This is a genomic window from Rhizobium leguminosarum bv. viciae (genome assembly GCF_012276115.1).
Classification (GTDB): Bacteria; Pseudomonadota; Alphaproteobacteria; order Rhizobiales; family Rhizobiaceae; genus Rhizobium; species Rhizobium leguminosarum_T.
The window spans coordinates 324,253-342,645 of record NZ_WIEU01000001.1 but is presented as its reverse complement, the minus strand read 5'-3'; the positions used below and the strand labels follow the sequence as shown (position 1 = coordinate 342,645).

17 protein-coding genes and 1 pseudogene are annotated in these 18,393 nt (G+C 61.1%); 12 read left to right on the top strand and 6 right to left on the bottom strand.

Annotation, left to right across the window (positions count from 1 at the left end; translation table 11 throughout):
- Nucleotides 1-65: 65 nt before the first annotated feature.
- The 10 genes from GFM02_RS01590 to GFM02_RS01545 all read left to right on the top strand — a co-directional run bounded on the left by GFM02_RS01590 (nt 66) and on the right by GFM02_RS01545 (nt 10,420).
- Nucleotides 66-782, top strand: coding sequence for a GntR family transcriptional regulator (locus GFM02_RS01590; RefSeq protein WP_168320554.1), 717 nt, complete (start codon nt 66-68; stop codon nt 780-782).
- A complete protein-coding gene (locus GFM02_RS01585) occupies nt 779-1,690 on the top strand; it encodes a dihydrodipicolinate synthase family protein (RefSeq protein ID WP_168320553.1) in 912 nt (303 codons plus the stop codon). The genes GFM02_RS01590 and GFM02_RS01585 overlap by 4 nt, the downstream gene beginning before the upstream one ends.
- Nucleotides 1,683-3,200 carry an aldehyde dehydrogenase gene (locus GFM02_RS01580; RefSeq protein ID WP_168320552.1) on the top strand — a complete coding sequence of 506 codons (1,518 nt, stop codon included), beginning with the start codon at nt 1,683-1,685 and terminating at the stop codon, nt 3,198-3,200. Before GFM02_RS01585 ends, GFM02_RS01580 begins: the two co-directional genes overlap by 8 nt.
- The gene (locus GFM02_RS01575; protein ID WP_168320551.1) at nt 3,197-4,543 is read left to right on the top strand and encodes an NAD(P)/FAD-dependent oxidoreductase; all 1,347 of its coding nucleotides are present in this window, start codon (nt 3,197-3,199) and stop codon (nt 4,541-4,543) included. Before GFM02_RS01580 ends, GFM02_RS01575 begins: the two co-directional genes overlap by 4 nt.
- A gap of 78 nt (nt 4,544-4,621) precedes the next feature.
- Nucleotides 4,622-5,473: a glycine betaine ABC transporter substrate-binding protein gene (locus GFM02_RS01570; protein ID WP_168320550.1), complete on the top strand. Its 852-nt coding sequence runs from the start codon at nt 4,622-4,624 to the stop codon at nt 5,471-5,473.
- Nucleotides 5,474-5,559: 86 nt separating this feature from the next.
- Nucleotides 5,560-6,651: a quaternary amine ABC transporter ATP-binding protein gene (locus GFM02_RS01565; RefSeq protein ID WP_432444441.1), complete on the top strand. Its 1,092-nt coding sequence runs from the start codon at nt 5,560-5,562 to the stop codon at nt 6,649-6,651.
- Nucleotides 6,652-6,672: 21 nt separating this feature from the next.
- On the top strand, nt 6,673-7,521 hold the full coding sequence (locus tag GFM02_RS01560) for an ABC transporter permease (protein ID WP_168320548.1): 849 nt from the start codon (nt 6,673-6,675) through the stop codon (nt 7,519-7,521).
- Nucleotides 7,518-8,369 (top strand): ABC transporter permease, encoded by an 852-nt coding sequence (locus GFM02_RS01555; RefSeq protein ID WP_168320547.1) that lies wholly within the window; start codon nt 7,518-7,520, stop codon nt 8,367-8,369. Before GFM02_RS01560 ends, GFM02_RS01555 begins: the two co-directional genes overlap by 4 nt.
- Nucleotides 8,370-8,385: 16 nt before the next feature.
- Nucleotides 8,386-9,384 carry a 4-hydroxyproline epimerase gene (locus tag GFM02_RS01550; RefSeq protein ID WP_168320546.1) on the top strand — a complete coding sequence of 333 codons (999 nt, stop codon included), beginning with the start codon at nt 8,386-8,388 and terminating at the stop codon, nt 9,382-9,384.
- Between the two features lie 25 nt (nt 9,385-9,409).
- On the top strand, nt 9,410-10,420 hold the full coding sequence (locus GFM02_RS01545; RefSeq protein WP_168320545.1) for a GlxA family transcriptional regulator: 1,011 nt from the start codon (nt 9,410-9,412) through the stop codon (nt 10,418-10,420).
- A gap of 54 nt (nt 10,421-10,474) precedes the next feature.
- On the opposite strand, the gene GFM02_RS01540 is transcribed toward GFM02_RS01545, so the two are convergent.
- The gene (locus GFM02_RS01540) at nt 10,475-11,545 is read right to left on the bottom strand and encodes an FAD-binding oxidoreductase (RefSeq protein WP_205930126.1); all 1,071 of its coding nucleotides are present in this window, start codon (nt 11,543-11,545) and stop codon (nt 10,475-10,477) included.
- Between the two features lie 10 nt (nt 11,546-11,555).
- Entirely contained in the window at nt 11,556-12,809 is a 1,254-nt protein-coding gene (locus GFM02_RS01535) for an aromatic ring-hydroxylating oxygenase subunit alpha (protein WP_168320543.1), read from the bottom strand.
- A gap of 110 nt (nt 12,810-12,919) precedes the next feature.
- Between GFM02_RS01535 and GFM02_RS01530 the strand changes: the two genes are divergently transcribed.
- Complete coding sequence (locus GFM02_RS01530) at nt 12,920-13,807, top strand: LysR substrate-binding domain-containing protein (protein ID WP_168320542.1); 888 nt, start codon at nt 12,920-12,922, stop codon at nt 13,805-13,807.
- An 11-nt stretch (nt 13,808-13,818) separates the two neighbouring features.
- Here the strand turns inward: GFM02_RS01530 and GFM02_RS01525 are convergent, their stop codons facing one another.
- Complete coding sequence (locus GFM02_RS01525) at nt 13,819-15,471, bottom strand: acyltransferase (protein WP_168320541.1); 1,653 nt, start codon at nt 15,469-15,471, stop codon at nt 13,819-13,821.
- 111 nt (nt 15,472-15,582) lie between these two features.
- Here GFM02_RS01525 and GFM02_RS34910 point away from each other — a divergent pair.
- Nucleotides 15,583-15,894 (top strand): annotated as a pseudogene (locus GFM02_RS34910) (class I SAM-dependent methyltransferase); the annotation flags it as partial.
- A 20-nt stretch (nt 15,895-15,914) separates the two neighbouring features.
- Here the strand turns inward: GFM02_RS34910 and GFM02_RS01515 are convergent.
- Genes GFM02_RS01515 through GFM02_RS01505 form a run of 3 tightly spaced genes read right to left on the bottom strand, consistent with a single transcriptional unit; the run spans nt 15,915 to nt 18,364 of the window.
- Entirely contained in the window at nt 15,915-16,385 is a 471-nt protein-coding gene (locus tag GFM02_RS01515; protein WP_168320540.1) for a cyclophilin-like fold protein, read from the bottom strand.
- A 13-nt stretch (nt 16,386-16,398) separates the two neighbouring features.
- Entirely contained in the window at nt 16,399-17,145 is a 747-nt protein-coding gene (locus tag GFM02_RS01510; protein ID WP_168320539.1) for an SDR family oxidoreductase, read from the bottom strand.
- A 31-nt stretch (nt 17,146-17,176) separates the two neighbouring features.
- On the bottom strand, nt 17,177-18,364 hold the full coding sequence (locus GFM02_RS01505) for an MFS transporter (RefSeq protein WP_168320538.1): 1,188 nt from the start codon (nt 18,362-18,364) through the stop codon (nt 17,177-17,179).
- Nucleotides 18,365-18,393: the final 29 nt, after the last annotated feature.

The window sequence follows — 18,393 nt, the reverse complement described above, 5'->3', positions numbered from 1 at the left end:
ATTTGACTCCTTTGAAAAGGCGTGCCATCTTCACGGCACAGTGCAACGAGCGGCGGAGAGCGACGATGGCAAAGACACCCAAGAGCAATCTCTACGAAGACCTGAAGCGCCAGATTCTGACGATGGAGTTGGATCCGGACGCCGATCTGGACGAGGCCAGTCTGAGCGAAAAATACGGCCTCTCCCGAACTCCGGTCCGCGACATATTTCGTCGCCTTGCCGGCGAGGGTTATATCGACATCCGTGAGAACAGGGGCGCGCGGGTCATCCCGATGAACCATTCCACTCTGCGGAATTTCTTTCTCGTTGCGCCGATGATCTACGCGGCGATCGGCCGTCTCGCCGTGCAGAACTTCAAGCCTGCTCAGCTTTCAGACCTGACGCAGACCCAGGAGCGGTTCCGCGCCGCCAGCGAGAACATGGACCCTCTGGCGATGGTTCTCGAGAACAACCGCTTTCACGAAATTTTCGGCGAGATGTCGGGCAACGTCTATCTGCAGCCGAGCCTGGGTCGGCTGCTCATCGATCACGCGCGCATCGGCCACACCTTCTTCCGGCCGAGGAACGAGGACATGAAGCGGCGGCTTCAGGTGGCTACCGGCCATCATGACGGCTTCATCGCCGCACTCGGCGCTCACGACGAGAATGCCGTCGTCGACCTCGTCTTCGAACACTGGGAATTGTCCCGCGAGAACATGGAAATGTTCATCGCCCCGCAAGGCCTCAAGGCGGACGCCTTCCTCGGCAGCTCCGCCACGCCACTATTGGAGAAATCGTCGTGAAGTTTGAGGGGATCTATACGCCGGCGGTGACGCCGCTCGATCAAAATGGCCAGATCGATCGGGCTGGATTTGCCGCCGTGCTCGAGTCGCTGATCGAAGCGGGCGTCCACGGCATCATCGTCGGCGGCTCGACGGGTGAATACTACGCCCAGAGCAGCCAGGAGCGTTTCGAGCTCGCGGCCTATGCGAAAGACGTGATCGGTACGCGACTGCCGCTCATTATCGGAACCGGCGCCACGCGGACCGAAGATTCGGTCGAATACGCAAAGGCGGCGAAGGAAATCGGCGCGGACGCGATCCTGGTGTCGTCGCCGCCATACGCACTGCCGACCGAACGCGAGAATGCGGTCCACGCCCTGACCGTCGACCGCGCGGCGAACCTGCCGATCATGCTCTACAACTATCCGGCCCGCATGGGCGTGATGATGGGCGAGGAGTATTTCTCCCGCCTCGGCAAGTCGAAGAACGTGATCGCCATCAAGGAAAGCTCCGGCGACATGGGCAATCTTCACCTGCTCGCCCGGAAATTTCCGCACATCGCGCTGTCCTGCGGCTGGGACGACCAGGCGCTCGAATTCTTCGCATGGGGAGCAAAGAGCTGGGTCTGCGCCGGCTCCAATTTCCTCCCGCGCGAACATGTCGCCCTCTACGAAGCCTGCGTCCTCGAAAAGAACTTCGACAAGGGCCGCGCGATCATGATGGCGATGCTTCCGCTCATGGATTTCCTGGAATGCGGCAAGTTCGTCCAATCGATCAAGCACGGATGCGAGTTGATCGGGCTGAATGTCGGATCGGTCCGCGCGCCGCTGCGCCCGCTCAACTCCGAAGAAAAGCGAACCCTTCAGACCGTCGTCGCCACATTGAAGCGCACGGTCGCCCAGATCACGTCGGGAGCCAATCATGCATGAACCCTTGACCGTCGCCGAATACAAGGCGATCGCCGCCGAGCTTCAGTTTCCGACGAATGCCTTCATCGATGGCGCATTTCGTCCGGCAAATTCCGGCAAGACTTTCACCTCCATGAACCCTGCGACGGGCGAGGTCCTTGCTGAAATCGCCGCCTGCGATGCCAGCGACGTCGATTTCGCCGTAAAGAAGGCGAAGGACGCGTTCGACGATGGACGCTGGCGGCTGCGCTCGCCGGGCGAGCGCAAGGCAGTGCTTCTCAAGCTCGCCAAGCTCATGGAGCAGAACAGGCACGAGCTCGCCGTCATGGAAAGCGTCGACAGCGGCAAGCCGGTGCGCGAATGCCAGACGGTCGACGTTCCCGATACCATTCATACGCTGCGTTGGCATGCCGAACTGATCGACAAGCTCTATGACAACACCGCTCCGGTCGGCGCCAACGCGCTGACGATGATCGTGCGCGAGCCCATCGGTGTCGTCGGATGCGTGCTTCCGTGGAATTTCCCGCTTCTGATGCTGGCCTGGAAGATCGGCCCTGCGCTTGCGGCCGGCTGCTCGGTCATCGTCAAGCCGGCGCAGGAAACGACGCTTACCACGCTACGCGTCGCCGAGCTTGCCCATGAAGCAGGCATTCCGGCAGGCGTCTTCAATGTCGTCACCGGCAGCGGCAAGGATGTCGGCGAACCGATCGGCCTGCACATGGATGTCGATATGGTGGCCTTCACCGGATCGACGCCGACTGGCCGCCGCTTCCTGCGTTACGCCGCGGACTCGAACCTCAAGAAAGTCGTGCTCGAATGCGGCGGCAAGAATCCCGCGGTCGTTCTCGACGATGCCGAAGACCTGGACCTCGTTGCCGAGCAGGTCGTCAACGGCGCCTTCTGGAACATGGGCGAAAACTGCTCGGCCACGTCGCGTCTCATCGTTCATTCCAAGGTCAAGGACGAGCTGCTGAAGCGCATCGGCGCCTATATGCGCGAATGGAAGACCGGCGATCCGCTCGATCCTGAAAACCGCATCGGTGCGCTCGTCAGCAAAGCTCATTTCGAGAAGGTAAAATCCTTCCTCGACGACGCCAAGACGGAGAAGCTGTCGGTCGCCCATGGCGGGGAAACCTATAACGGCATCTTCATCGAGCCGACGGTGGTCGATGGCGTGACGCCTGCCAGCCGCCTCTTCCAGGAAGAGATCTTCGGACCGGTGCTTTCGGTGACCACCTTCAATTCGCTTGCCGAGGCGATCGCTCTTGCCAATGACACGAATTACGGCCTGACGGCATCGGTCTATACCGGCAGCCTGAGAAACGCGATCAAGCTCTCGCGCGAGATCCGTGCCGGCGTTGTCACGGTCAATTGCTTCGGCGAAGGAGACGCCACCACGCCGTTCGGCGGCTACAAGGAGTCCGGCTTCGGTGGCCGCGACAAGTCGGTCTTCGCCCACGACAATTATTGCGAACTCAAGACCATCTGGATCGATGTCTCGGAACGTTCGGTCGACGAGACGATCCGATGACCCGCCATGTCATCAAGCGTCTGCCGATCGACACCGGCGTTTCGGGATGGGAGGCGATCAGCGAACGCGCCTTTCCCGCAACGGCGCTTGAGCACGACATTACTGCGGACTGGCTGATCGTCGGCGGCGGATTTGCCGGCCTGTCCGCGGCACGCCGCCTCTCGCAGTTGCGCCCCGAAGACAAGATCGTCGTCCTCGAGGCCCGCGAAATCGCCAAGGGACCGGCCGGTAGGAATTCCGGCTTCATGATCGACGTGCCGCACAATCTGTCCTCGGGCGAGTATTCGGTGGCCGACGAAGAGGCGACCAAGGACGAGATCAGGCAGAACCGTCTGGCGATTTCCTTCGCAGCCGATGTCGCGGCGGAATACAGCCTGTCCAGGGAAACCTTCGACCCGTCGGGCAAGGTGAATGCGGCCGCCTCCGAGCGGGGGCTCGGGCTCAACGACAACTACAGGAAGTCGCTCGAAAAGATCGGCGAGGAGCATCGCGTTCTCGATGCCGATCAGATGCGGGAGATGACCGGCTCGGGCTATTATCGCGGAGGGCTCTATACGCCAGGCGCCGTGATGATCCAGCCCGCCAATTATATCCGCGGCCTGGCGCACGGACTTTCCTCGAAGGTCGCCATCCACGAGCACTCGCCGGTGCTGGAGCTTTCGCGCCAAGGCCGGTCCTGGAAGGCAAAGTCCGGCCGTGGATCCGTTTCCGCGCCGAAGGTCATTCTGGGCGTGAACGGCCATATCCAGAGCTTCGGCTATTTTCGCGGGCGGCTGATGCACATCTTCACCTATGCGTCGATGACGTCGGCCTTTTCGCAGAACGAATTCGGCGGCGATGTCACAGGCGCAGATCGTTGGGCGCTGCTGCCGGCCGACCCGATGGGAGCGACGGTCAGAAAGATCACCACCGATGGTCGTTCGCGGATCGTCATCAGAAGCAGGTTCACCTACGACCCGAGCCTTCAAGTGTCGGAGAAGCGCGTCGCCGGCGTGGCGGCCGAGCAGCGCCGGTCCTTCGACGTGCGCTTCCCCGGACTGGAAAGCCTGCCGATGGAATATAGCTGGGCGGGCGCTCTGTGCCTCAGCCGAAACCATGTGCCGGCATTCGGCGAGGTCGAAGAGGGGCTTTTTTCCGCCTGCTGCGAGAATGGTCTCGGCACGGTCAAGAGCACGCTTGCGGGAATGATGGCGGCCGATCTTGCGACAGGAACCGCAAGCCCCGAACTCGACAAATACAAGAACCAGCCGGAACCGGTGAGATTGCCGCCCGAGCCTATCGCGTGGCTCGGCGTCAATTCGGTCATCCGCTTGCAGGAATTGCGTGCAGGCCGCGAGGGATGATCCCTCGGCCCAGGCAATGTGAAGCTGCCCGCTCGCAGACTTCAATGAGAATGGGAACGTAAAACAGGAGTAAGAACAATGAAGACTTTGTGGAAGGCGCTCTGCGCCGCTGCAATGATCGGGGTGAGCATCCTTCCCGCTCGCGCGGAAGAAAAGACGATCACCATGGGCACGATGTCGTGGGAGGACCTGACGCCAATCACCGGCGTTACCAAGAAGGTTCTCGAAGACGCCGGCTACACCGTCAAGGTGACCGAGTTCTCCGAATGGGGCATCGCCTATGCCGCTCTCGCCAAGGGCGACATCCAGGTTCTCACGTCGCAGACGGACTACGTCGCTCAAGACTATTGGGACAAGAACAAGAACCGGCTCGAGAAGATCTCACCGGTTTCGCACGGCCTCTACCAGGGGGTTGCCGTTCCTAAATATGTGCCGATCGACTCGCTGGAACAGCTCAACGAAAATGCCGATAAGTTCGGCGGCAAGATCATCGGTATCGAGCCTGGCGCCGGCCTGATGCGAGATACGTCGAATGCGGTCAAGGACTACGACCTCAAGCTCCAACTCGTCGAGGGCAGCACCGCCGCGATGACGGCGGCGCTGAAGTCGGCCTATGATCGCAAGGAGTGGATTGCGGTGACGATCTGGGAGCCGTCCTGGCTGGTTCAGAAATACGAGGTCAAATACCTCAAGGATCCGAAGGGCGTGTTCCCGCCGCCGCAGAGCTACTACTGGATCGGCCACAAGGGTTTCTCCGAAGAGAACCCCCATGCGCGTGAAGTGATGGCCAGCGTTTACGTGCCGATCGCCGACATCACCGCCATCAACGGCGCCGTCAACGAAGGCAAGACCATGGACCAGGCCGTGCAGGATTGGATCGGTGCGCATGCCGACCTGATCAAGCGCTGGGAAAACATCAAGAAGAACTAAAACGCGTCGTGGCCGTCCGATCCATCGGGCGGCCACCCTGAAACCTAATGAAGAAGCCAGCGCTGAATGGCTCAAAGGGGATCGCTATGAAAACCGTAAGTGCCGATATCAATGATGTCCTGATCGACTGCCAATCCCTCTGGAAAGTCTTCGGAGGCAAATCCGCTGCGGCAATGAAGTCGATCAAGGAGCGCGGCCTTGGCAAAAAAGAGGTCCTGACGGAATTCAACTGCGTCGTCGGCGTATCCGACGCGAGCATTGAGGTCCGGCGCGGCGAAATCTTCTGCATCATGGGACTGTCGGGAAGCGGAAAATCGACGCTCATCCGCCTTCTCAACAAGCTGATCACGCCGAGCTCCGGGAAAGTCTTCGTCAAGGGACGCGACCTCGCCGCCCTGTCGCCGGTCGATCTCAGGCAGATGCGCGCCAAGAACATCGGCATGGTGTTTCAAAGCGTCGCTCTATTGCCGCATCGGACAGTCCTGGAAAATGCGGCCTTCGGCCTCGAGGTTCAGGGCATAACCAAGCCGGAGCGAAACAAGACAGCCGTTGCGGCGCTGGAGAAGGTCGGCCTCGCCGACTGGGTGAGCCGATATCCCAACGAGCTTTCCGGCGGCATGCAGCAACGCGTCGGCCTTGCCCGCGCGCTCGCTTCCGACCCCGAAATCATTCTGATGGACGAGCCGTTCAGCGCTCTCGATCCGCTCATCCGGCGTCAGCTACAGGACGAATTCCGGCAGCTGACGAAGGCCTTGGGCAAGTCCGCAGTCTTCATCACGCATGATCTCGACGAGGCGATCCGAATCGGCGATCGCATTGCGATCATGAAGGACGGCGTCATCATCCAGACTGGCACGGCCGAGGAAATCATCCTGAACCCTGCAGACGCCTATGTCGCCGAATTCGTTGCGGGCATATCCCGCCTCCATCTGATCAAGGCGCATTCCGTCATGCGCAGCGTTGCCGAATTCCAGCGCAGCCAGCCGAGCCTGGACGTCTCGTCGCTGGCGCGCACGACACCGGACGCCGATATCGACGAACTCATCACACTGACGATGCAGTCGGAGCGCGACGCCATCGCCGTCGTCGACAACGATCAGGTCGTCGGCGTGGTCACCCCGCGCAGCCTGCTGATGGGCGTCAAGGGCACCTCTGCCCACGACCTGACGGTAGCGTGAGCCCAACTGGAGCTGATTGAGATGGATACTTCAGGCTTCACCGACGTTTTCGACGAATGGACGGACTCTGCGCTCGAGTGGGTGAGCGACAACGGCGAGTTTCTCTTCGACTCCATCAGGCAGGTTCTCGAAGGGCTCTATGACGGGATCCTGTGGCTCCTCGAGCTTCCGCCATTCTACCTGGTCGCACTGATCGTGGCGCTCGTCGGCTGGCGGCTGGTCAATGTCTGGTTCGCCATGCTGAGCGGCGCAGCACTGGCGCTATGTTTTTCCATGGGGCTCTGGCCGGAGACGATGAGCACGCTGGCGCTGGTCTTGACCGCAACGGCGCTCGCCCTGGTGATCGGCATCCCGATCGGCATCGCCGCCGGCTTCTTCACGAGCCTCGACCGTTTCATGGAGCCGGGCCTCGATCTGATCCAGACGCTTCCACCATACATCTACCTGCTGCCGGCGATCGCCCTGCTCGGCTATGGACCGGCCACCGCACTGATTGCGACGGTGATCGTCGCCGTGCCGCCGGCGATCCGCCTGACCTCTCTCGGTATCCGGATGACGCCCAAGGAGTTCATCGAGCTCGGAGAGGCGCTCGGTATGACGCCGGCGAGGATGTTCTTCAAGATCCGCCTTCCCTTTGCCCTGCCGAGCATCATGGCAGGCATAAACCAGAGCCTGATGATGGCCTTCGGCATGGTCGTCATCGCCGGCATCGTCGGCTCCGGCGGGCTCGGAGAGACGATCTATGGCGCAATCAGGACGCTCGACATCGCGACCTCGATCAATGGAGCGATCGCCATCGTGGTTCTGACCATGGTGCTTGACCGGATAACCCAGAGCGCCGCTCGGCTCGGAACGGGGAGGAAGTCATGAATCCGTCCATCCTGCAATTTTCGCCCGGCGCTTTCCTGGCGCCGTCGGTCGATTGGCTCAACACCAATCTTCATCCGCTGTTTGCGGCGATCAGCTATCTGGTCGAAGCGGTCCTTTCCGGATTCGAAGCGGCGCTCCTCTTCTTGCCGCCCTATGGGCTTATCACGATCGTCGTCGTCCTGGCATTCGTCGCCGTCGGTCTGCGCGCGGCAATCCTTGCGGGTCTATGCCTGGGGTTCTGTCTTCTTATGGGGCTGTGGACGGCATCGATGCAGACCCTTTCTCTGGTCACAGTCGCTGTCCTGATCTCCGTGCTTATCGCCTTCCCGATTGGCGTCCTGTGCTCGCGCCACAAGACATTGGAGGCGTTGGTTCGCCCGGTTCTCGACGTGATGCAGACCGTACCGCCATGGGTCTACCTCATTCCTGCGGTGATGATCTTCAGCCTTGGACGCGTGCCGGCAATCATCGCCACCATCGTCTACGGCATTCCGCCGATGCTCCGCCTGACCACGCTGGCGTTCAACCAGGTGCCGAGAGAATTTGTGGAACTCGGCAGCGCCATCGGCGCGCCGCCTCGTTCGGTGCTTTGGAAGATCGAGATTCCCTTGGCCAGGCAGACGCTCCTGGTCGGCCTCAACCAATGCATCCTTCTGTCGCTGGCGATGGCCGTATTGGCCGGCCTCGTCGGCGCAGGCGGTCTCGGCGCCGAGGTGACGCGCGGCCTGACGCGCATGGAGATGGGGCTTGGCCTGCGGGCGGGCTTGGCGATCGTCGCGGTCGCCCTTCTGCTCGACCGGCTGTCCCGTAGCCTGCTCGATCGCGACAGGCCACGGAAGGCGGGATGAGCAAGGACGTGGAAAGATGAGAAACAGCTTCTTCTGCATCGATGCGCACACCTGCGGCAATCCCGTCCGCCTCGTCGCCGGGGGCGGTCCGCTGCTTCCTCATGCGCCAATCAGCGAGCGACGGGAAATCTTCGTCCGGGACCACGACTGGGTGCGCAAGGCGCTGATGTTCGAGCCAAGGGGGCATGACATCATGTCGGGGGCGATCATCTATCCGGCCTATCGAGAGGATTGCGATTTTGCCGTTCTTTTCATCGAAGTGAGCGGCTGCCTGCCGATGTGCGGCGCCGGCATCATCGGCACCGTGACCGCCGCGATCGAGGAAGGGCTGGTCAAGCCGCGCGAGCCTGGAAGGGTTGCCATCGAAACGCCTGCAGGAAGGGTCGACGTCACTTATGAGGAGAAGGACGGATATGTCGAATCCGTTCGTCTCCACAATGTTGCGAGTTATCTCCATGAGGCGGATGTCGAGGTCGACGTGCCGGGAATGGGCCGTCTGCGCGTCGATATATCCTACGGCGGCAACTATTATGCCGTCATCGAACCACAGGATAACTGGAACGGCCTCGACGGCATGACAGCATCCGATATCGTCGGCTGCAGCCAGAAGCTCAGGTCAGCACTTGCCCACGTCTGCGATCCCGTTCATCCCGACGATCCCAGGATCAGAGGCGTGCATCATGCCATCTGGTGCGACCGCCCCGTCAATGACACCACGGACGGGCGCGGCGCCGTCTTCTACGGGGAGAAGGCCATCGATCGCTCGCCAGGCGGCACCGGCACCTCCGCCCGCATGGCCCAGCTCTACGGGAAGGGACGGCTTACCGTCGCGTCGAGATACCGCCATGAAAGCCTGATCGGAACCGTCTTCGAGGGCCGGGTCGAAGCCGAAGCACGCATTGGGCCCTATAGCGGTATTCTTCCAAGTATCGGGGGCTGGGCGCGCGTCATCGGGCACAACACCATTTTCGTTGACGATCGTGATCCGCTGGCGCATGGGTTTCAGATCCGATGAGCGCGTTTTCGACAGGAAGATGACTATGCGACCCGATCAGCATCGCCAGGCAGATGACGCTGCGAAGTCGGCCAGCCGGCTCAAGGTCGGGTTCGTTCTGGCGCGATCGTTCACGCTGTCCGCCTTCGCCCTCTTCGTGGACACGCTGCGGCTCGCCAGCGACGAGCAGGATCGTTCCGGCAGGGTCCTCGCCGACTGGCAGGTGATTGGCAGCACGCGTCATCTGATCACCGCGAGCTGTGGTGTCCAAGTCGCGCCGACGTCGGATTTCGTCGACCCGTCGCGCTTCGATTACATCGTCGTCGTCGGTGGCCTGCTGACAGTGGAAAACCCCGTCGACCAGGAGACTATCGCTTTTCTCAAGCAGGCGGACGCCAAGAAAGTGCCGCTGATCGGCGTGTGCACGGGGTCGTTCATCCTTGCTGCGGCAGGCCTGATGAAGCGGCACGACTCCTGTGTAAGCTGGCTGCATTACAAGGAATTCCGGGAGCGCTTCCCCGATCTCAACGTTCGCTCCGATCGGCTCTTCAATCTCGATCGCCAGCGTGGGTCCTGCGCCGGCGGCAGCAGTTCAGCCGACATGGCCGCGCTGTTGGTGAGGAAATACATCAGCCGCGACGCCGAACGAAACGCACTTGAGGTGCTGCAGATCGAGAGAGCCCGCGCAGCCGCGGATGTCCAGCCCCGGCGTCCGCTCTATGACGATTATGACGATGCCCGCGTCAAGGCGGCGATGATCACGATGGAACAGTTCGTCGACGGCAGCATGTCGATCGAGAAGCTTGCCTCCACGGTTGGGCTCTCAAGACGACAGCTGGAGAGAATCTTCATCGACAAGACGGGGATGTCTCCCGCCAAGGCCTATAATCGTGTTCGCATGGAGCGGGCGAAATCGATCCTTGCCCAGTCGAAGGCGCCTCTGATCGAGATAGCGCTGGATGTCGGCTTTGAAAACGCCTCGCAGTTCACGCGAACGTTCAAGCGCACATTCGGGCAAACGCCATCGCAGCATCGTGCTGCTTCGAGAGCGCACTGAATGCGCAATCCCGCATCAGCTAAGTAAACTCCTCGGGTGGTGCGTACCCAGCGCTCAGCGTTCGATGACTAGATCGCTGAGCGGCTTCGAGCAGCAGGGCAGGAAGAAGCCGGCGTCGATTTCCCGCTGACGAATTCCGCCATTGTGGTTCATGTCGACCGTGCCTGACATAAGCTTCGACTTGCAGGTGCCGCAGACGCCATTCGCGCAGGACGACGGGATCCTGACGCCTGACTTCTTCGCACAAGAGAGCACGCTCTGGTCGCCGGATACGTCGATGCTGCGGGCCTGCTTCGAGAAGGTGACCTGAAAGACCTTGGCAGATGCCTCCTGAACCGCAGGGATTTCGGGTTCGTCGATGACCGCGGCGTCGAAGCTTTCCTCCCGGTAGTTCGAGCCGGGCACGCCGAGTTCGGCGGCAATGCCGCGCGCGGCGGCCATGAACGGGGCGGGGCCGCAGCACATTACGGTTCGCTCGGCGATATCGGGAACCGCAAGGCGCATGTAGTCTTTCGAAATACGGCCGGTCAGACCGGGCCAGGACGGCTCGCCGGCCACGGTCTCCGGGAGGAATTGCAGGCGAAGGCCTTTCAGCCTGCGGGCGATGCAGGCCAGTTCGTCGCGAAAGATCAGGTCCTGCGGCGTCCGTCCTGCGTGCATGAAGACGACGTCGGCAGGTTCGCAACTGTCGGCGATCTCGCGCAGAATGGACATGACGGGGGTGATGCCGGAGCCGCCGGACAAAAGCAGAAGCTTGCGTCCCGACGTCTCGGGCCTGACGAAGTGGCCGAGCGGGCCATTCGCCTTGACGGTCGTGCCGGGAACCAGGGTGTCATGAAGCCAGTTGGAGATCTTTCCACCGGGGACGCGCTTCACCGTCACGGAGAAGGCGTTCGTCCGATGCGGCGAGGAGGAGATGCTGTAGCACCTGTTTTCAGCGTCTCCATTATGTTCCACGTCGAACAGAAAATACTGCCCTGCCTTGAACGCGAACCGCTTGCCCTCGCGCGACGCGAAGGTGAAGGTCTTGACGTCGTGGGTTTCCTGCTGGACGTCGAGGCAGACGAGCGCGTCGTCTTCTTCCGGGTTCCAGACGTCGTGAAGGGCGGCCCTGGCTACGGGCATATGCGGGCTCCTAGTATCCATGGGCGCGCATCCGATCGATGTACCAGCTGGCGAACTTGTCGAGGTTCGTCTCGGAAAACCGGGAGTAGGGGCCAGGCTGATATGCCGGGTCGAGAGTGCCTGCATGGGAGCGCGCGACGAGATCGGCGTCCTGGTCCGTCGTCGCGACCCAGACATCCGTCAGCTTGTCGAGATCGTAATCCACGCCTTCGACGGCGTCCTTGTGGACCAGCCACTTGGTTCTGACCAGCGTCTTGCCCGCCGAGAGCGGGATGACGGTTGCCACTACGGCATGGTCGCCCATGAAGTGGTTCCAGCTGTTGTGGCCCCAAAGATGCGTGTCGCCGAGATCCTTGCGGGTCATATGCCCAAGAAGCTTGGAGGATGCGGCGGTGGCGTCGTGGGTCTGGGATTCGCCGGCACCTGCGATGATCAGCCTCTGGGTGCGGAAGTTGGTGGCGCAGTCGGCGAGCTGCTCGAGGGCGGCCGAGGGAAAGCCGTCAGACTCCCACGCCTTCGTCCGCTCTTCATACAGCCTGAAATGCTCCTCGGCCTGTTCGCGATCCTCCGGACTCAGCGTCTCGGGATCGAAGCCGAAGTCGAGATCGACGAAGGAGACGCAGAGCTCCGGATGGTTCGCGGAGCAATGGTAGCATTCACGATTGTTTTCCATCGTGAGCTTCCAGTTGCCATCCTCGATGACATCCGTTTGGAAGGCAACCTTTGCGTTTCGGATGTCGTAGGGGGCGAGACGCTCGGTCATGGCCTGTTCGAGGATAGCAATGTCCTCGGGTGGGTTGTCGGAGAGGCAGACATAAATCAGTCCGCCGATCGACTTGAAAGTGACGGGCTTGAGGTTCCGACACTCCTTGTCGAAGTCCTTGCCCATGTGAGGCGCGTAGCTGAGCTCACCCGTCAGTTCGTATGTCCAGGTGTGGTAGGGACAGACGAGCTTTGAAACGATCGTCTTGCCCGGATCGAGAAGGCGGGAGCCGCGATGGCGGCAGACATTGTGCAGGACGCGAATTTCTCCGTCGTCGTCACGCAGAAGGATCAGGCTCGTCTTGCCGATATCGATGACCGTGGCGTCACCGGGTTCAGCAACATCGCAATCGAGACCGACACAGATCCAGTGATTGTGGAAGAAGACGTCGATGTCTGCTTCGAACACATCTTCCCTGACGTAAAGGCCGGCCGGCAGAGAGTGACCGTTGGCACGAGCGTCGAGAAGGGCGGAAATGGACGATGGGAGCTTGTTTAGCATCAGGACCTCTTATGCGAGAGTTTCCCCAGATTGCCCTTGCAGTTCCGTTGTTTCAACGGCATAAAAAATTAGGTTCGCATAAGTTTTTATCATGCGATGAGGGTTCTGTGATGCACTTTAGAAGACGGATCCCGTCGCTGACGGCACTGGTGACCCTGGAGGCGGTGCTCAGAAAGAAGAGCTTCACCACGGCTGCAACCGAATTGGGTGTCACCCAGGCGGCGGTCAGCAGACAGATTGCATTGCTGGAGGAGGAATTCGGCCAGCCTCTATTCGTGCGCAAGCATCGGGCGATCGAGCCGACGGCGGCATGCATCAACCTCGGAGCAACGCTGGCCAAGAGCTTTGCCGATATTGCCGAGAGCGTGGAAGCGCTCCAGTCGCGCAGCCAGGACGTGTTGACGATAGGGGCGACCGTTGCATTCTCCTCTTTCTGGCTGCTGCCGCGTCTGGCCGAGTTTCGCCGTGCAAACCCCGGCATCCTGGTGCGGGTGATATCCCAGGACAGCCCGATCGCTCTCGATGACGGAGAAGTCGATGTGGCAATTCGATATGGTGTGCCTCCCTTCAGCGATGGCACCGTCATCGCCTCACATGGCGACGTCATCTGCCCCGTCTGCTCTCCCGACTATCTCAAGCGTCGCGGAGATGGCCCGCTCGGCTCCGCCGACGAATTCATCGAGACGGACGTTCTCGATCGGTCCTGGTATAGCTGGGCGCAGTGGTTTTCGCTGACCGGCGCCAACCTCGAGGTAAAGCCGTCGCTTCGGTTCAACCACTATACCGAAACCATCGCAGCCGCGCGCGCAGGCCAAGGGATTGCCTTGGGATGGCGTATGCTGGTGGGCACCTTTCTGGAGGATGGAACCCTGGTGCAGGTCGACGGCGGTGAGCTTGGGGCGGAAGATCGTTACAACGTGATCGTGCCCGTCAAAGCCAAGCGAAGCAACGCGCGGGACCTTGCCGCCGCCTGGCTGACGGCATCACTGCACGGGTGATCGAAGCGTAGTCACAAACCCAGCCCCACGGCTGCAGTCCGGTGAACGCCTTTCGGGACGAATGCGAAGCGATCTGCCAGGCCCAGAAAATCGGCCGTCAGGTGAATGACGGAAAGCCACATTTCCGTTCCCTGCAGGCTCGGTTCATCACCGTCGGCAAACGGGAATCCCTCGCCATCTCGCCATCTATCCAGCGCCCTCGATATGACCTTGCGGGCGATCGCCTCGCCGTCGGCCCGCCTGTAGTCGGTCTGCCGGGCAATCAGCAACAGCGGATGAATTGTATCGAGCAGGTTGCACGCATTGTATTTTGCAGCAACGAAGCCCTTGTGGTTGCGATAGTTGAGGTGAACCGTTTCGAGTGAGGCGTGCGGGTGGGGAAGTGCCACGCCGAACTGGGCGTAGGTGCCGCGCGTCAGGCGATAAAAGCCGTTCACCGGTTGAAGCCATCCTTCCGCGGCGGTCGGTTCACCCCATAGTCCCGAAACGCTGTTGGCATTCCGGCCCAGCCATTCGAAAAGCGCCTGCCGTGGATGCCTGATGCCAAAATACTTCGCATTGAAGTACATGGCGGTTCCGATCGCATCGACCACGCTTCCGGCGTGCCACGCCCGGGTCGACCAGGGCAGGGCGCTTAGCCATTCATCCAACTCGCCGGCGCCGAACTCGACCGCATGAACAGGTTGGCGTGGACCGGAACCAAGCAGTTCAAGCGCATAGCCAACCGCGAGGACATTGTAGAGCGCCTTTGAGTCATCCCTGAGGACCTTGCCGTGCATCCGCGAATGCTCTTCCGGGAAAAGACCGGTCTTTTGGTCCTGGAGACCTTGGAGATGCTCGACGGTCTCCGCCGGATCGAGGTCAGGCGGCAACCGGCCGAAGCCGGCAGCGATCTCGATTGCATCGCAGAGATGCCGGATCGCCGGTCTGCTGACGCCGTCGGCCTCCAGCGATTCATAGGCTCCGTCCGGTTTCCAGCGCGCAAGAATATCAGGCCACTGGTCTTGCGCTTTCTGACCCAGCCTGGCCAATTGATCTTCGATGTCGCCAGTGCCGGTTTTCCGGGGCGCCGAGCCTCGGCTCCGCAGCACCCGGGCGGGCACGCCACCGGCAACCGCCATGGCCGGAATGTCCCCCGTGACCACCGCTCCGGCGGCGATCACCGCACCATTTCCAATCGTGGCGCCATCGAGGATTACGCAATTGGCGCCGATCCAGACATCGTCGCCGATCACGATGCCGATGCTGCCGACACCCTGGCGGTGTATAGGAATGGTCGGATCGTCGAAGCCATGATTGAAGCCGACGATCGAGGCATGCGAAGCAATCCGCACGCCATTGCCGCACGTCACCTTGCCGGAAACACAGGCATAGGGATTGATGGTGCAATCGTCGCCGAGGATTATATCGCCGCGGACGAGCGCGTGCCCGGCGATCCAGGATCGTTCGCCCATCGTCAGGTTTTCGGTGAAGATTGCGGCGCCCTCGGCGATGTAGGACGTCTCGGCCAGCTCCGCACCGCATGATCGCCGGAGTTCCGCCTTGCGGGCGAGGTGAGCGGGATGATCAAGGTCCGACGCAATGTGTTCCCAGGTCAGGTATTGAATCCTGCGCGCTTCCTTCTCTTCGCTTGCCGGTGTTTGCTGGCTGTTGGCGTGATCCATCCTGCTCCTCATTCTCAGGTTCAACCGCCGAATATTCATCTGATTCAGCGAACCGTTGCCTCGCTGCATCAGACGGCCTGATCCGTCCAAAAGCAAGACTTCCGACAATGTGCTTCGTCATCCGTCGCGGTAAGGGAGCGTCGAGACATTCTGGCTCGCCGCGTTGACAAAATCGCTTCGGCCCGGCCTGGTTCCACCGAAGTCCTCGCCATTGCCGCCGGGCATCTTTGTGAGGGGCCGTTGTCGCGCGCTCTGAGCGCCGGCGCGATCAGACGCTGCGTAGCTTTGGATCAAGACCCGATGAGCGTTGGAACTGTCGCCCGCGATTCCGCCGGCACGTCCGTCGAGGCGGTGAACGGGTCGGTCAAATCCCTGCTCGGCGGGAGGTATGCGCTGGGAATGTTCGATTTCGTTTATGCCGCAGTAGGCCGATGGAACCCTTGTCAGATACGTTCTATGCGGACCGGATACTCGCCGCGCACCAGCAACGGCTCGAAGCCATTGTCGAAGCGGCCGAGACGGATCAGACCGTCCCAGCGGTAATCCCCGTAGAACAGGGCCAGGTTACCCCAGGGTTTGAAGTAGCAAAGGTCGCCCGGCTGTTCGTTTCCGAAGGCGCCGCTGCCTTCTTCGGTCAGCTTGCGCGGCAGATGGACGATCTTTTCGTTCCTGCCGTAGTCCTCGATCTTGAGGTTCAGGGGCAGCATGGAAATGAGATCGCGCGCCGTCGGATTGTCGAAGAGTGTCGCGGTCAGGGTTAGATTGTTGAAGCCAATCCTGATCCTGAGGTCTGTCGCCCCGTGACTCTTCGAGCTGTGCTCGTCCTGCCCGTGCGCCACGAGAGGGAGAGCGGCGGCGGCCAAGGTTCCGCCCAGCACCGCGCGACGGCTCATGAACTTGGATGTCATCGACATAGCGCGCCTCGCGTCAGACAGGTTGAGCCGTCGGCCGGAACAGGATTTCGTTGATGTCGACATCGTCCGGCTCGTTCACCGCGAAGGCGACCGTTCGGGCGAACGTGTCCGCGCTGACGGCGATCTTGTTGACGAACTCCTTGGTGCCTGCCTGGATGTCCTTTTCGCTGATGTGCTCGAGCAGTTCGGTGCTCACCGCGCCGGGTGAAATGATCGTGGTGCGGATGTTGTATGGCTTCACTTCCTTCCGCAGCCCTTCCGAGAGGGCGCGCACGGCGAATTTCGTGGCGCAGTAGACGGTGGCACCCGGATCGACAACATGACCGTAGACGGAGGACACGTTGATGATGTGCCCCGACTTCTGCGCTTTCATGTGCGGAAGCGCTGCTGCGATGCCGTGAAGCACCCCTTTGATGTTCACGTCGATCATGCGATCCCACTCGTCAACTTTGAGCCGTTCGAGGGGCGCAAGTGGCATCAGGCCGGCATTGTTCAGCATCACGTCGATGCGACCGAACGCGTTGACGGCCGTGTCGACGAGCTTTTTGACTTGATGTTGATCCGTGACGTCGGTCTGGACTGCCTTGGCTCCATAGCCCTTGGCGGCCAGTTCCTCGGCCAGCTTAGCGATGCGGTCGCTACGCCGCGCGCCGAGGACGACGGAAGCGCCGCGCTCAGCAAGGTGACGGGCGGTGGCTTCGCCAAGCCCGCTGCTTGCCCCGGTAATGACGACCACTTTGTTTTCAATTCCTTGGGACATGATGATCTCCTGTTGTGAGGTTTCTGAAGGTTCAGGAACGGCGGCCGGCGAGCGCGGCGAGGACAGCCGAACCGGCGAGAAGGCAGGCGGCCAGAAGGAAGGTGCTCCACCATCCCGCGGTGTCGAACAGCATGCCGCCAGCAAAAGCGCCGCCTGCAATGGCAAGTTGGATCAGCGCCACCTGCAGTCCACCTGCCGCTTCCAATTCGCCGGGGACGATAGCGGCCATCCAGGTGTTCCAGGCGACCGGAATCGGGGTCGAGAAAAATCCCCACATGACGAGCAGGGATGCCGTAACCGCCGCGAACGGCCCGAAAGCGATCAGCAGCAGGGCAAGGAGCGCAAGAGCAGCCGGCATGCCTACGAGAACGAGGCGGAGGTGCCGCCGGGCGACAAAGCCAATGACGGAGGTTCCAGCCAGTCCGCCGACGCCAAGGCCGAGAAGCACCATCGACAGGACATTCAAATCCAGTCCCGTGACACCTTCGAGGAACGGGCGAAGATAAATAGACAATGCGTTCTGGCCGATGAAGGCGAGACAGGTCGCCGCCATTCCAATCGCGAATGTGCGCTTGCGCAGCAGCCCGAATATTCTAGCCACCGAGACGGTTGATGTCGCCGGCATCCTCGGCAGAACGATCAGTTGCCAAACGAGTGCGGCAATTCCGATCGGCACGGTAATGAAGAAGGTTCCGCGCCATCCGATGAAACCGCCAAGAAAACTGCCGAGTGGCGCGGCAAGGACGAGCGCGAATGCGGTGCCACCTTGTAGAAGCGCAATGGCCTTGGGCAGATCACGGTCCGAAGCCAAGCGTGCCAGAATAGCCGTCGACAGCGACCAGAAGCCGCCGATCGAAACGCCGACCAGGCACCGTCCGACGAGAAAGACAAGGAAGTTGGGTGCGAGGGCAACTGCCAAGCTCGATGCAACAAGAACCGCCGTATAAAGCAGGACGACAGACTTCCGGTCGATCCTCGCCAGGAATGCATTGCCGAAAAGACTGGTGATAACCGCGAAGACACCCGACACGGTGATCGCCAATCCGGCTTGCCCCTCTGACACCGAGAGGTCCCTGGCGATCGGGGTCAGAAGGCTCACAGGGAGAAATTCCAAACCCACCAGAAGGAAAGTGAGAAGCGAGAGACAGGTCACAGCAGACCATGAGGTCGCCGTGTCGTCCGTCAGTGAGGTCTCATTCAATGTCAACTCGACGGTCATTCACGTTCTCCTGTCCGTTGCCGGATAGA

Excerpts from the sequence above, each read along its gene's own strand:
- GFM02_RS01590 (WP_168320554.1), top strand. The coding sequence starts at position 66 with ATGGCAAAGACACCCAAGAGCAATCTCTACGAAGACCTGAAGCGCCAG.
- GFM02_RS01580 (WP_168320552.1), top strand. The coding sequence starts at position 1,683 with ATGCATGAACCCTTGACCGTCGCCGAATACAAGGCGATCGCCGCCGAG.
- GFM02_RS01575 (WP_168320551.1), top strand. The coding sequence starts at position 3,197 with ATGACCCGCCATGTCATCAAGCGTCTGCCGATCGACACCGGCGTTTCG.
- GFM02_RS01570 (WP_168320550.1), top strand. The coding sequence starts at position 4,622 with ATGAAGACTTTGTGGAAGGCGCTCTGCGCCGCTGCAATGATCGGGGTG.
- GFM02_RS01565 (WP_432444441.1), top strand. The coding sequence starts at position 5,560 with ATGAAAACCGTAAGTGCCGATATCAATGATGTCCTGATCGACTGCCAA.
- GFM02_RS01560 (WP_168320548.1), top strand. The coding sequence starts at position 6,673 with ATGGATACTTCAGGCTTCACCGACGTTTTCGACGAATGGACGGACTCT.
- GFM02_RS01555 (WP_168320547.1), top strand. The coding sequence starts at position 7,518 with ATGAATCCGTCCATCCTGCAATTTTCGCCCGGCGCTTTCCTGGCGCCG.
- GFM02_RS01550 (WP_168320546.1), top strand. The coding sequence starts at position 8,386 with ATGAGAAACAGCTTCTTCTGCATCGATGCGCACACCTGCGGCAATCCC.
- GFM02_RS01545 (WP_168320545.1), top strand. The coding sequence starts at position 9,410 with ATGCGACCCGATCAGCATCGCCAGGCAGATGACGCTGCGAAGTCGGCC.
- GFM02_RS01540 (WP_205930126.1), bottom strand. The coding sequence starts at position 11,545 with ATGCCCGTAGCCAGGGCCGCCCTTCACGACGTCTGGAACCCGGAAGAA.
- GFM02_RS01535 (WP_168320543.1), bottom strand. The coding sequence starts at position 12,809 with ATGCTAAACAAGCTCCCATCGTCCATTTCCGCCCTTCTCGACGCTCGT.
- GFM02_RS01530 (WP_168320542.1), top strand. The coding sequence starts at position 12,920 with ATGCACTTTAGAAGACGGATCCCGTCGCTGACGGCACTGGTGACCCTG.
- GFM02_RS01525 (WP_168320541.1), bottom strand. The coding sequence starts at position 15,471 with ATGGATCACGCCAACAGCCAGCAAACACCGGCAAGCGAAGAGAAGGAA.
- GFM02_RS01515 (WP_168320540.1), bottom strand. The coding sequence starts at position 16,385 with ATGTCGATGACATCCAAGTTCATGAGCCGTCGCGCGGTGCTGGGCGGA.
- GFM02_RS01510 (WP_168320539.1), bottom strand. The coding sequence starts at position 17,145 with ATGTCCCAAGGAATTGAAAACAAAGTGGTCGTCATTACCGGGGCAAGC.
- GFM02_RS01505 (WP_168320538.1), bottom strand. The coding sequence starts at position 18,364 with ATGACCGTCGAGTTGACATTGAATGAGACCTCACTGACGGACGACACG.